Genomic DNA, 13557 nt, shown 5'->3' with positions numbered 1-13557 from the left:
CCCCGGTGCACCGGCTCGCCTCTCAGGCGATGGCTCTCAGGACAGGCTCCACCTCTGGTTCGCGCCGCCGTTGCAGGTCCACTGTTCGACCTTCGCGCCGTCGGCCGTCGATGCTCCCGTGACGTCCAGGCAGAGCCCGGACTGCACCCCGGTGACGGTGCCGTCGGATTGGAGTGTCCACTGCTGGTTGCTCTGGCCGTTGCAGGTCCACACGACGACCGGCGTACCGGGCGCGGTGCCTTGTCCGTTGGCGTCCAGACACAGCAGGCTCGCACCGCTGTAGACGCTCAGCCCGCCTTCGGTGGTGCGTGTGAAGAGCTGGTCGGCGCCGCCGGAGCAGTCCCAGATCTGCGTCTGCGTTCCGGGTGCGGTGGACGCGTTCGGTACGTCCATGCACTTGCCGGCGCCCGCGGCGTGCAGTGCGCCGGCCGTGGCACCGCCGCCGGCGGGCACACCCGCCTGGCTGATCACCTGCTGTGCCCCCGACGGCCAACTGGTGCCGCTGACCAGCACGTTGCCGGTCAGGGTGTTGTTGTGGGGGGCGCCGGTGGCGACTTGGGTGGCGCCTGAGTTGTACCAGTTGGTGTCGAAGGTGTTGTCGTTGGTGTTGTTGGTGGCGCCGGCGTTGGTGAAGGCCCACACGCCGGAGTCCTGGACGACGTTGTGGGACATCGTGACGTAGCGGGAGCCTTCGTCGAGGTAGAGGCCGACGGTGTGCTGGTTGTCGTAGATGTAGTTGCCGTCGAAGACCGAGCCGGGGTTGGCGGACAGGTTGTACAGGCTGCCGCCGTCGTGGAACACCTTCTTCGTGCCGTGGATCAGGTTGCCGGTGACGACGGTGTTCTTCAGGGTCGTGGGCGTGGTGTAGACGGGCTGGTAGGCGTAGAGGCCGCGGTTCTTGTAGTCCTGGCTGCCACCGGGGTCGTTGGCCCCCCAGCCCCACCCGACGTCGATGCCGTCGTACGCCAGGTCGGACACCTCGTTGTGGCTGATCACCGCGTGCGTGACATACGTCGACAGGATCCCGGCCATGTCCTTGTAGTCCTTGGCGACGCCGTTGATCCGGTTGCCCTGGATGGTGATGTCCTGGTCCGTCATCGCCGGGTCGGAGGGGTGGTGGGCGTCGGGCTGGACGCCGCCGACGACGATGCCCGCGCCCGCGTCGTCGGTGAAGGTGCTGCCGGACACGCTGATCCCGGACGCCCCGAGGCCGATCCCCGAGGCGTGGGCGTCGGCGTCGTTGCCGATGCCGAGGGCGACCTGGCCCAGGTGGGTGAAGGTGTCCCCGGAGAAGGTGACGGTGTGCGCCGCCGAGACCTGCACCGCGGCCGGTACCTGGCTCCAGCTGTTGCGGGCGGCCTCGAACAGCGGGCAGCCGGACTGGCAGGAGGACAGGAAGTCGGAGGGCTGGCTGAAGGACCGTCCGAGGAACGTACCGCTCTGCTGGTCGGCGTAACCGGTGCCGGTGGAGGGCTGCAGCCAGGTGGTGTGCTGGAAGGAGATGCCCTGGAAGGCGATGTCGTGGACGGGGTCCGTGTAGCTGCCGCTGATCTGGAGCAGCGAGGTCAGGCGCGGGAGTTCGACGTCGTGAGCGCTGGGGTTCCAGCCGGCCGGTGCTTTGTAGTACAGCTGACCGGCCTGGGGGTCGAGGTACCACTGCCCCGTACTCTTCAGGAAGGAGTAGGAGTTCTCCAGCAACATCTGGCCGCCCGCGAAGGGGTTCGCGATCGTGTCGTAGCCCCAGTTGTTGTTGTTCCACGCGGGCTGCTGCATCGTGATCGAGGAACCGCTGACGGACTGCACCGGCGCATAGCGGTCCGTGAACGAGTCCTGACTCTCCACCTCGATCCGGTTCTGCTCCGGCAGAGACGCCAGGTAGTTCAATGCCGGGTTGACGATGGTCATCCCACTCGAGGTGACTTTCACATCACTGCGGGAGATCGTGACCGCCGCCCGAGGCGCCGATGCGCCGTCGACATACAACTGCCGGGAGTCCACGCCGGCCGGCACCGACGCAACGTAGACGTTGCTCGACGCATCCTTCAGCGACCAGCCGGTGACCTGCTGGCCACCGGAGACGACCGGTGACTGTCCCGGTGACGCCTGCCAGGTCACCGTGTGACCGTTGCGTCCGGAGTCGGCGGCCGTCAGTTTCCACGGCTCGGTCAGGCGATAGGTTCCGCCCGCCATGGACACCACCACGTCACCGGTCATGTTTGCGGTGAGGGCCTCGACGGAGGACTTCGCCTGGGTCAGGGAACACGGTGCGGCGGCGGAGCAGGAGGTGCCGCTCCCGGCTGGTGACGCGTACAGCGTGGTCATGGTCGCGGCGCGTGCCGTCACGGCGGGGACGGCGAGCACTACGCCCGCGGCCACCGCCGCTACGACGATGCCGGTCAGGGGCCGGTCCAGGCCCGGCCGGCTTCGACGGGTGAACACCATAACGGGCTCTCTTCCGGTGAGTCGGGCTTCGCGAGGGGTCCAAACGCCGTCCCCGGGCGGGGCCGGGGACGGCGTGTGCCGTCAGTTCCGGGACCACTTCTGGTTGCCGGCTCCGGTGCACGCCCACAGCTGGACGAGCGTGCCGTTGGCGGTGCCGTAGGCACTGGCGTCCAGGCAGAGTCCGGTCTGGACGTTGGTGATGCTGCCGTCGGAGTTCACGTTCCACTTCTGGTTGTTCCGGCCGTTGCAGTCCCAGATGATCGCCCGGGTTCCGTTCGCCGTCCCGCCGGCCTCGTCGTCCAGGCACTTGGAGCCGTAGACCCGCAGTTCCTTGGCGCCGGTGACGGTCCACTGCTGGTTCGTGCCGCCGTTGCAGTCCCACAGTTCGGTCTGGGTGCCGTTGGTCTGAGTCTGGTTGGGCACGTCGAGGCAGCGCCCCGAAGCCGTGCCGCGCAGAGCGCCGCCGGTGCCGCCGCCACCGGAGCCGCCGTAGCCGGCGGCGGTGATGCCGGCCTGCACCGCGTTCTCGGTGGCGTCCGAGGGGAAGCCCGCGGTGATGGCGCCCTCGAAGAACTCGCCCTGTCCGCTGGGGCTGTTGTCGCCCCCGGTGCCGAGCAGGAGCGAACTGTCGGTCTTCATCGGGGAGTAGCCGCCTGGCAGACCGCCGGAATAGGTCGTGGTGAGTCCCCCGCTGGCGGCGCTACCATACTTCAGCGTGAAGTTGCTGGTTCCGTCGTTCTTCTCCCAGGCGCTGACGAACGGATAGTGCACGCCCTGGTTGTTGGGATCGTGGTTCGAGCCGCTCCCCGTGTGGTACATCCCGTTCTCCAGATCGGCCTCCACCCAGGGGCCACTGCCGGTGCAGCCTCCGAACCAGCAGGCGTTGCCCCAGTAGAGGGAGTTCATGGTGGCGTTGCCGGTGTCCGTGTGCGTGTTCTCACCGCTGCCGTAGTCGAAGCAGCACCACTGGTTGGTGTAGTCCGAGGACGTCACCATGTAGATGCCCTCGGGCTGGGACCCGGTCGGCGCCCCGCTGGCATGGTCGATCCGGTAGCCGGTGCCCGGGGTGACCTTGACGCCGAAGACCTGGTGCCCGCCGGCGGTGACGGGCAGCGCCGCGGCGTCGGCGCCGATGTCGGCACCGTTCGCCCCCGGTCCCTTCCAGTAACCACCCCAGGAGATGGGCAGGTCGTTGTGGCGGCTGGTCTGGTCGTAGATCTTGGTGATGATGCAGGAGGTGCCGGCGCAGAACGAGGTCTGGGCGGAGGCGTCGGCGTATCCGCCGGCGGCCAGTACCCCGACGTCGTGGTAGCCGTGGTCCGAGGCGCGCTGGACCTGGTAGAGCGGCCCGCTGTACGCCGCGAACAGCGCTCGGGTGGTCGAGTGCGCCGCGATGCAGGGCGTGCCGCCCGCGGCGTAGATGTCGCAGGGCAGGGACGATGCGGCCGCGGCGGGGCGGGCGGCGGCCGGATGGGCCGCGGTGGCCGGCGCTCCGGCACTCGGATCGCTGGCGGCGGCGCGGCCGCCGAAGAGGGCAGCGGCCAGTGCCAGGACGAGCAGGATGACGGCCAGTGGTCTGGCCCGGCGCGGGCCGGTTGACGCGGACAGCACGGGGTCGCGCATCGGGTCTCCTCGGGTTGTGGGGGGATGAGGTGATTCCGGTAGCCGTCTCTGCAGTCCCAGGCCAGACGTATGTGAGCGCTCACATTCGTTCGGCCGGAACGATTTCGCGCAGGGAGGGATATCGCACCACCGCGCATGTCCCCTGCGCAGTGGGCCCAGATGAGACTGACACATTCAGAACGGCGAACTCAAGAGTGCTGCATTGATCGCCGCCACCAGCCCGGGCACAGCCCTGGACGCGGAGTGCCGGCCGTTGCCCCGGCCTGCGTGACACCACATACGAACGGCCAGGTCAGCACACGCAACGGCGAGAAGGCGCCCTTCCCGCGGCAGGGAACACATCCGTCCCTCCGCGCAGTCCGCGAACAGACGCAGGCTTCCGCAGCGAAGGCGAAGGCTCACGCGCTGGCGTCGTTCCGCGGGCGAGCGGCGTAATGAGTACGACAGCAACTGATGCATCGGCATGGCCCGTGAGCCCGCCGGGGTACCGGCGAGCTCACGGGACGTCGGCTCTCTGCTCTCGTCGCTTCGGGAGCTATCCGAGGGTCCATTGCTGGTTGCTGCCGCCGTTGCAGGGCCACAGTTCGGCCAGGGCGCCGTTGGTGGTGGAGGCACCGGTGACGTCCAGACACAGTCCCGACTGGGTACCGGTGACCGTGCCGTTGGAGTTCACCTGCCACTGCTGGTTCGCGCCACCGTTGCACGTCCAGGCCTCGACCTTGGTACCCGCCGCCGTCTGGTTGTCATACGCATCCAGACACAACCGCGCACCACCGGACACCACCGTCAACTCGTTGGCCGACGTACGCGTCCACGCCTGGTTCGCCTGCCCGCTGCAGTCCCAGATCTGCACCTGCGTACCCGGCACAACCGAACTGTTCGGCACATCAAGGCACTTACCCGCACCCACCGCGCGCAACGCACCCGACGAACCCTGCGGGGGCGTGGTGCCGCCACTGCCGCCGAGCGCCGCGACGGTGGCCGTGTAGGCCGGTTTGGGCTGGAAGTTGCCGTCGTACATCGTGGCCGCGCCCCACCCGGGGAAGGTTCCCGGGATCCACGAGTTGGCGTCGTCCACCCCCCATTGCGAGATACCCACGCAGCGCGAGACGCCCAGGCAGTCGCGGACGACGTTGCCGTAGTCCGTCGCTTGCTGCTGCAGCGCGGAGTTGGACGCCGGCAGCTGGATCCGGTCGTCCAGTTCGGTCACGGCCACGTCGAGGCCGAGGTCCGCGAAGCGCTGCATGTTGGCCTTGAAGTCCGAGGGGACCTGGCCGACGATGAAGTGGCTCTCGAAGCCGATGCCGCCGAGCGGCACTCCCTGGGCGAGCATCGACTTGGCCAGGTTGTAAAGGGAGTTGCTCTTCGCGTTCTCGCCCTCGATGCCGTAGTCGTTGATGTAGAGCTTGGCGCCGGGGTCCGCGGCGTGCGCGGTGCGTACCGCCTCGGCCAGGTATCCGGAGCCCATGGCCCTGGAGAACGCGTCGTTGACGAGGGAGCCGTCGCCGTTCAGCGGTTCGTTGACCACGTCCCATGCGTAGACCTGGCCGCGGTAGTGGCTTGCCTCGGTGGTGATGTGCGCGGTCCATCGCCGCTTGCACCTGGTTCGACGGCAGGTTGCTCACCCACGAGGGAAGCTGAGCGTGCCAGACGAGGTTGTGCCCGCGCACGCGCATGGCGTGGGACGCGGCGTAGGACGTGATCTGGTCACCGGGGCCGAAGTTGTACTGCCCGTTGCCGGGCTCGGTGGTGTCCCACTTCATCTCGTTCCCGGGGGTGACCATGTCGAACTGGGCGTTGGCGACGGCGGTTTCAGCGGTGTTGCTCAGGTCCGACCGCGTCAGGGCGGTGCCGAAGTAGCGTCCCTGGGCCTCGGCCAGACTGCGCAGGGACGTGTCGGCGTGCGCGGACGGCGCCATGCCGAAGGTGAGCAGGGACGCCGCGGCGACGGCGGCGGTCAGACCGGCGGGCACGAGGGCCAGCCGGTTCTGGCGCCTCCCTCGCGCTGGGGTGTGGGGGGTCATGTGATCTCCAACATGGGTGCGACAGCCAGGGCTGTTGTGTGACGCGCACACCGCTGGGAGGAAGGCGATGTCCCGCGCGTGGCGATGAGCGGAATCGGCCCGTCCGTGGGCTGTTGCTGCCGCGCTGCGAGGGTGAACCGATTCGAGAATCGGCGGGCGACCGGGCGGGACCGCAGGCCTCAGGTAAGCAGTTGGGTCGGCACACGTCAAGGAACCGATCCGGAACCGAGCGGTCGAGGCACTGAACGAACCCTCACTGAACTGGGATGATGTGGTGTCGACGAGAGGCGCGCCCCCTCCCCCACCCTTGCTGCGGGCTGCGCACACGCCCGCTGGGGCTCAGGCGGGACGTCGTCGCCCGCACTTCGGCCCGCGACCAGCGCACGAATCGGATCGACTGCCGGCGGGGTTGACACCGGGTGCACCGTGCTGCACGCTGCCGTCGTTCCGACGACCGACTCTGCCTCGACAGGAGGGCGCCTGTCCGAGGCAGAATGTTAGCGCTCACACCTCCCTTGTGAGCGTGTGTTGCCTTGGCTGACCCCCACCTGCCAGGAGACCAGCGTGAACGTCAGAACCACTGACGCGAAGGCGTCCACATGCCTTCGCATCTGCCCGCCGGCACCCGATCCGCCGTGGGCTGCCCGTGCCGGGCCGCGGCCGGTCCCGTGAGAACTCCAGCCGGCCTCGTCGCCAGATCCACCACCGCAGTCCTGCGTGGCTGCCTCGAACAGGGAGAACACCGCATGAACGACGTACCAGACCAGCCGCACTCACGGTTACGGACGCGCCCCCGACGGCGTCCCTGGGATTCCGCCTCCCGCAAGCCCCACTCCGACCGAGCGCGCTCCCTCCGCACGTCCCCGGGCCGTCGGTTGTTCGGCCTGCCCGCCAAGCTGGCGGCCGCCGCGGTCCTCATCGCGGGCGCCCTGGCCGGTGCCACGGCAACGGCCGGAACGGCCGGGGCTGCGACATCCGGACCCTGTGACATCTACGCGTCGGGCGGTACTCCGTGTGTGGCCGCGCACAGCACCACCCGGGCGCTGTACGCCTCCTACAACGGCGCCCTGTACCAGGTGCGCCGCGCGTCCGACAACGCCACCAAGGACATCGGCCTGCTCAGCGCCGGCGGCTACGCCGACGCCTCCGCGCAGGACAGCTTCTGTGCCGGCACCACCTGCGTCATCACGATGATCTACGACCAGTCCGGCCGGGGCAACAGCCTCACCCAAGCCCCCGCGGGCGGCGCGGCCGGCGGACCTGACAACCTCGCCAACGCCACCGCCGCCCCCACCACCGTCGGCGGCCACAAGGCCTACGGCGTCTACATCCCTCCCGGCACCGGCTACCGCAACAACCACACCAACGGCATCGCCACCGGCGACAACCCCGAGGGCATGTACGCCATCTTCGACGGCACGCACTACAACGGCGGCTGCTGCTTCGACTACGGGAACGCCGAAACCAACAGCAACGACGACGGCAACGGCACGATGGAAGCCATCTACTTCGGCAACATCAAGGTGTGGGGCTACGGCGCCGGCAACGGCCCCTGGATCATGGCCGACCTCGAGAACGGCCTGTTCTCCGGCGTCAACCAGCACTACAACGCGAACGACCCCACCATCAACTACCGCTACACCACCGCCATCATCAAAGGCGGTGCCAACCAGTGGAGCATCCGCGGCGGCAACGCCCAGAGCGGCGGCCTGTCCACCTTCTACAGCGGCGTGCGCCCCAACGTCTCCGGCTACAACCCGATGAAGAAGCAGGGCGCCATCATCCTCGGGACCGGCGGCGACAACAGCAAGGGCGCCCAAGGCACCTTCTACGAAGGCGTCATGACCAGCGGTTATCCTTCGGACGCGACGGAGAATGCGGTGCAGGCCAACATCACCGCGGCCGCCTACGGAGGTTCCTCGTCCGGCGGAGGCGGCACGTCGGGTGCGTTGCACGCGGTGGGTGCGGGTAAGTGCCTTGATGTGCCGAACAGTTCGGTTGTGCCGGGTACGCAGGTGCAGATCTGGGACTGCAGCGGGCAGGCGAACCAGGCGTGGACGCATACGTCGGCCAACGAGTTGACGGTGGTGTCCGGTGGTACGCAGTTGTGTCTGGATGCGTATGACAACCAGACGGCAGCGGGTACCAAGGTCGAGACCTGGACGTGCAACGGTGGCGCGAACCAGCAGTGGCAGCTGAACTCCAACGGCACGGTCACCGGTACCCAGTCGGGACTGTGTCTGGACGTCACCGGTGCCTCCACCGCCAACGGCGCCCTGGCCGAACTGTGGCCCTGCAACGGCGGCAGCAACCAGCAATGGACCCTCGGATAACCGGCACTTCCTGAACCACAGCCACACACCGCGCCTGTCAAACGGCCCGCCGGCACCGCCGGCGGGCCCACCCACGTGAGCACCGCGTACCTTCCGCCTGATGCCGAAACCGCTCTGCGGCTGTGGGACAAAGGCGCGCAGCAACCGGGTGTGCACGCAGCGAGAAGCCCCCCGTGACCCGGGCACGAAGCGCCCCGCCTGCACGGGCGAGGCGCCACCCGCCGACCGCCGCGGTCGATGGCCACGCAGAAACCACTGCCGCGTCCCGGCTCCGCGACGACGGATCGCCCTCGGTCCCTGCGGGCCGAGGGCGATGCTGTCGCTGCCTGCTCTTACCAGAGATTCCCTTGCTGGTTGCTGCCGCCGTGGCAGGGCCACAGTTCGACCAGGGCGGCGTTGACCGTCGAGGCACCCGTGACGTCCAGGCGCAGTCCGGACGGGGTAGCGACCGTCAGACGCCGGTGACGGTCCACTCGTTGTTGGTGCTGGAGTTCGGCGACCACAGCACTGTGGTCGAGCCGGCCGCCGTGCTGCCTGCGCCGTCGAGGGCGGTTCCGGTGCCGCGGTTGACGATCTGCAGGCGCCCGTTCCCGAGGCTGGTGAGCGACCACTGCTGGTTGTTGCCGCCGTTCCAGGCCGCCTGCCGGGCGGGCGCGCCGTTGGCCGTGTTGCCCCAGCTGTCGGCCACCATGCCGTTGGTGCGGTTCACGATGCGGTGGTAGCCGTTGCCGAGGTCCACGAGTTGCCACTGCAGGTTGGTGCTTCCGTCGTAGTTCCACTGCTTGAGGTTGGAACCGGAGGCGACGTTCCCACCGCTGTCCAGTACCAGGCCGGTCGTGACGTTGGCGATCCGTACCCAGGTGGTGGATCCGCCTCCGCTGCCAGGAGCGGGGATCTGGCCGGAGAAGGTGAGCTTGACCGTGTAGGCAAGGGCGCTGAAGGGCGCGTTGGACGAAGGCATGGCCAGATGCAGGCCGGCCGCGTCCTGGGTGGGTGTCGACAGGTTGATGTAGCTGCCGGCGGTGTTGTTCAGCAGTTGCGCGCCTGTCAGCGTGCTGATGTCGAACTGGCCCGAATTCAGGGAAGCGACAGTCATGGTCCCGCCCTGCCAGCCCAGCGCGGTGACGTACAGCACCTTGTTGTCCTGGCTGCGGGTGAACCTGATGTCCTGCGCGGTGCCGGCCTTGGGGCCGCTGAAGGAACCGCCGCCCATCGCGGTCGGGCCCTCACCGTAACTGGCCCAGGACCGGGTGCCGTAGACCGCCTCTCCGAACCGGCCGAGCCAGTCGCCCATTCCGCGCAGGATCGTCTGCTGGCCGGAGGGGATGGTGCCGTCGGCCATGGGAGCGATGTTCAGCAGCATCGTGCCGCCCTTGCTGGTGCGGTCGATCAGCGCGTGCAGCAGGGCCTGCGTGGTGTAGTAACCGATGCCGACCGTGTAGCACCAGCTGGAGGACGAGATGCTGTCGTCCGTCAGCCAGTACGGGGTGAGCAGTCCGGACGGGCCGCCGCGTTCGAAGTCGAGGACCTCACCCGCGGTGTCGAAGCCGTCCTTGTAGGTCGCGGCGACGTCCTTGTTCCAGGCGACTGCCTGGTTGTAGTAGTGCGCGAGGAACTGCAGCCGATAGGACTCCTGCACCAGGCCGAGGTCGAAGTCCTGCCAGATCAGGTCCGGTTGATAGCCGTCGATGACCTCGATCAGCTTGTTGTACCAGAGCTGGTTCTCCGCTGCCGTGCCCTGCTGCCCGAAGAGGACGCGCAGCGTGGCGTCCGACTGGTACGGCACGTGGTCGTAGTAGCCGTTGAAGTGATAGGCGTGGTGGAGCGAGGCCATGAACTTCAGTCCCTGCCCGCGGATCGCTTGCGCGTGCAGCCCCACCAGGTCGAGCCGGGGGCCGTGCTGTACGGAGTTCCACGGGTTGGAGCGGCTGTTCCACATCGAGTACCCGTCGTGGTGCTCGGCCACGGGACCGGCGAACTTCGCGCCCGCGGCCTTGAACAGCTGCGCCCAGGCGTCGGGGTCCCAGGCGCCGCCCTGCGAGACCGGCTTGGGTGCGAACTGGACGAAGTTGCCGGCCTTGTCGCGGGCACCGTCGATGAAGTTGTTGTACGGCCACACCGACGGGTCGCCGTAGGTGGCGACGTGGTGCTGGTTCTCCGCGGAGCCGCCGATGTACATGTTGCGCGGGTACCACTCGTTGCCGAAGGCGGGGACGCTGAACACGCCCCAGTGGTAGTAGATGCCGAACTTGGCGTCCTGGAACCAGGCCGGGGCCGGGGGGTGTTGGTCGACCGAGGACCAGGCCGCAGTGTAGCTGCCCGGACCGGCGGTGGCGGCCGCCTCGGGGGCGAATCTCAGCAGGCCGAAGGCCGTGGCCGCGCCGGCGGCCGCCAGCAGGCCGCGCCGGCTGATCGGGCGGGACGACGCAGAGGGCGGGAAGGGGAAGGAGGAGGGCATGTGGGGGGCCTCTCGGGTGGGTCGACTTGGAGGTCGGGGAGCGGGGAACCGGCCGATCGGGGGCCGGTCAATAGCGCGTCCACTTCTGGTTGCCGCCGCCGTTGCAGGTCCACAGCTCCAGAAGCGTGCCGTTCGTGGCAGCGCCGCCCGTGGCGTCCAGGCACAGGCCGGACTGGCCACCCGTGATCGTGCCGTCGGCGTGGACCGTCCAGTGCTGGTTGCTGCCGCCGTTGCAGGGGTAGATGTCCACCTTGGTGCCGGGGCTGGTGCCCTGGCCTGCGGCGTCCAGGCAGTCGTCGCCGTAGACGCGCAACTCGCCGGCCGAGGTACTGGTCCACTGCTGGTTGGCGCCGCCGTTGCAGTCCCAGAGCTCGACCTGGGTGCCCGCGGTCTGCGACTGGTCGGGGACGTCCACGCAGCGGCCGGAGCCGACGCCGGTGATCGGGCCGCTCGCCCCACCCCCGGTCCCTCCGGTGCCGGGTGTGATCGACAGGTTGTCGAACTGCGCGGTCTCCCCCTGGCTCGTCGCGTATCCGACCTGTCCCCCGGCCCAGGTGTGGTCGGCCGCGGAACCGACCGTCGAGCCGTCGACCGCGGCGGTGATCGTGCTGCTGGAGAAGGTGAGCGCCAGGGTGTGCCAGCGGTTGGTGCCGAGCGCCGAGGTCGTACCGTGGGCAAGGGTGGACACACTGCCGCCGGTGGTGGAGCTGAGGATCGACCAGGCTCCGGTGTCGCTCACCCGCAGGTGGTAGGCGTTCAGGCCGGCCGCCCCGCTGTAGCTCTGGCTGTTCGCCCGGCCGAGCAGCTCGGCGTACCCGGACTTCTCCAGCATCACGTCGGAGGAGACGGTGTAGTTGCTCCAGCCGAGGTCGCCGAGCAGGGTGTGCGGATCGGTGAGCGGGTCCCACGTGATCGGGGCCTGTGCACTCATCTGGCGTACGCAGTCGCCGCTGCGGCCGCCGCCGCAGGCGACCTCTTCGAATGCGCCTTGCCAGTCCATGAGGTACTTCGCTTCGGTGCCCACGGCGCCCCCGTCGAACGAATCGCTGTAGGGCAGGCTCATGACGGCCGACGCCGGACCGGCGGCGGTGCCTTTGCCCTGACCGGTCGTGGTGGTGAGGGTGTACACGCGGCCGGGCTGCACGGTCAGGCTGAAGCTGCCGCCGGACGGCGTGATGTCCGCGGTGTGGACGAAGTAGTCCGCTGGATTCGCGGAGTTCACGTCGGTCGACCAGACGTGCACCGTTCCGGTGGAGAGGCCGCCCGTGACGTTGACGTTCAGCGTCTGGGCGCTCGCGGCGTCCATCGTCTCGATGACGGTGGAGTAGTCGGACCGGTTGGTGGACTTCAGCGAGACGTAGCTGCCGTTGTTCCGGTTGCCCGCGATGTAGCCGCTGGAGGAGTCGAGGTACTGCCAGCCGGGAGCGGTGAACTGACTGGTCTGGGCCATCACCCAGGTGTTCTTGCCGATCGCGTAGGAACCGGACCACGGTTGTGAGGCGAGGGCCAGGCCCATGGTGGGATACGGCAGGTTCGGGGTGATCGCGGCGACCACCGGCCAGTTGAGGTAGGCGGTCATCCGTCCGTCGATATACCCGCGATTGATGCCACGGGCCATCGCGTTGGCACCGGCGTTGTAGTCGTCCGAGCCGTTCTCGCTGGCCCACAGTTGCTTGCCGGACGACGTGGCGGCCGACGGTACGGAGCAGCTGGACTGGGCGGAACGGTATCCGCACGGGTAGTGCGTGCCGATGATGTCGACGGAGCCGGCGAACGCCGCGTCGGCGTCGACGTCGTCGGCCACCGACCAGTCCGAGTCGGCCGCGACGACCTTGACGCCGCCGTAGCCGTTGGCGTTGAGCGCGCTGCGCAGCTGCTCGTACCAGCCGATGTTGTAGCCGCGCTCGTTCCATCCGCCGAGGTAGTCGATGCTCAGGCCGTGCTGCTTGGCGCAGCCCAGCCAGGAGAGCAGGTAGCTGATCATGTCGCTGGACCAGAAGTTGCCGTTGCCGATCCAGCCGGGGGCGCCCCAGGCGAGCCCGTAGAGTTTGATGGCCGCGTTGCGCTCCTTGGCCTGCTGCATCAACCACCATTCGTAGCCCCGGTTGCAGTTCAGGTCGCCCCTGGTGTGCTCGTGGCTGGGCTCGGCGCCCGAAGTGGAGTTGGTGTCGCCGCCGATCTCGGCTTTGAGGATCTGCAGGGAGGCGCCGTAGCCGGGCTTGAACAGGTAGTCCAGGATCTGGCCGCGTTCGGGCTCCGGGTAGTCGATCAGCAGGCGGCTGTTGCCGCCGCCGCCGCTGATCGCGCCGACGCCGTCGAAGGTCCGGCCGCCGGATGAGCCGTTGATCGTCACCGAGGTGGCCGCGTGGGCCGGCTCGGCGGTGGTGGCCACGATGCCGCCGGCGGCCAGCACAAGGCCGGTGAGCAAGACCGTGGAACGGCGTAGTGGGCGGAGTAATCGGCTGAGGACTGACACCATGGGTTCCTTTCGCAGGTGGTGGTGCCTTTGCGCGGCCGGCGCGGTGCGGGCCTGCCGCCGTCGGAAGGACCGAGCCCACGGCGGCCCTCCGGACCTGCCGGCCGGCCGCCATCGCCCATGCCCCAACACGGAGTTCGTTTCGAGATCATGGTGAGCGCTAACATCCTGCTGCTGCCGTGAGTGCCGTGACGTCATGGG

The 13557-nt window shown here is 68.6% G+C and carries 6 protein-coding genes and 1 pseudogene; 1 reads left to right on the top strand and 6 read right to left on the bottom strand.

Annotated elements, in window-relative coordinates; genetic code table 11:
* Positions 1-36: 36 nt before the first annotated feature.
* The 4 genes and pseudogenes from BMW99_RS31555 to BMW99_RS42965 form a co-directional block, all read right to left on the bottom strand.
* A complete protein-coding gene (locus BMW99_RS31555) occupies positions 37-2442 on the bottom strand; it encodes a ricin-type beta-trefoil lectin domain protein (RefSeq protein ID WP_069463093.1) in 2406 nt (801 codons plus the stop codon).
* An 81-nt stretch (positions 2443-2523) separates the two neighbouring features.
* Positions 2524-4065, bottom strand: coding sequence for an arabinofuranosidase catalytic domain-containing protein (locus tag BMW99_RS31550; RefSeq protein ID WP_069463092.1), 1542 nt, complete (start codon positions 4063-4065; stop codon positions 2524-2526).
* A gap of 535 nt (positions 4066-4600) precedes the next feature.
* Entirely contained in the window at positions 4601-5641 is a 1041-nt protein-coding gene (locus BMW99_RS42970; protein ID WP_322899608.1) for an endo-1,4-beta-xylanase, read from the bottom strand.
* An 85-nt stretch (positions 5642-5726) separates the two neighbouring features.
* A pseudogene (locus BMW99_RS42965) lies at positions 5727-5984 on the bottom strand (endo-1,4-beta-xylanase); the annotation flags it as partial.
* A 980-nt stretch (positions 5985-6964) separates the two neighbouring features.
* Between BMW99_RS42965 and BMW99_RS31540 the strand changes: the two are divergent.
* Positions 6965-8422 (top strand): arabinofuranosidase catalytic domain-containing protein, encoded by a 1458-nt coding sequence (locus BMW99_RS31540; protein ID WP_407640345.1) that lies wholly within the window; start codon positions 6965-6967, stop codon positions 8420-8422.
* 451 nt (positions 8423-8873) lie between these two features.
* Here BMW99_RS31540 and BMW99_RS31535 read toward each other — a convergent pair whose 3' ends face one another.
* Together BMW99_RS31535 and BMW99_RS31530 are read right to left on the bottom strand one after the other, a co-directional pair.
* The gene (locus BMW99_RS31535) at positions 8874-10880 is read right to left on the bottom strand and encodes an alpha-L-fucosidase (protein ID WP_075018027.1); all 2007 of its coding nucleotides are present in this window, start codon (positions 10878-10880) and stop codon (positions 8874-8876) included.
* Between the two features lie 67 nt (positions 10881-10947).
* Entirely contained in the window at positions 10948-13356 is a 2409-nt protein-coding gene (locus tag BMW99_RS31530) for a ricin-type beta-trefoil lectin domain protein (protein ID WP_075018030.1), read from the bottom strand.
* Positions 13357-13557 lie beyond the last annotated feature (201 nt).

The sequence above is a fragment of the Actinacidiphila rubida genome, from assembly GCF_900110255.1.
Classification (GTDB): Bacteria; Actinomycetota; Actinomycetes; order Streptomycetales; family Streptomycetaceae; genus Actinacidiphila; species Actinacidiphila rubida.
The sequence above is the reverse complement of the archived record's forward strand: the minus strand, read 5'-3'. Positions and strand labels throughout refer to the sequence as shown.

Coding starts and splice junctions, on each gene's coding strand:
- BMW99_RS31555 (WP_069463093.1), bottom strand. CDS start 2,442: ATGGTGTTCACCCGTCGAAGCCGGCCGGGCCTGGACCGGCCCCTGACC.
- BMW99_RS31550 (WP_069463092.1), bottom strand. CDS start 4,065: ATGCGCGACCCCGTGCTGTCCGCGTCAACCGGCCCGCGCCGGGCCAGA.
- BMW99_RS31535 (WP_075018027.1), bottom strand. CDS start 10,880: ATGCCCTCCTCCTTCCCCTTCCCGCCCTCTGCGTCGTCCCGCCCGATC.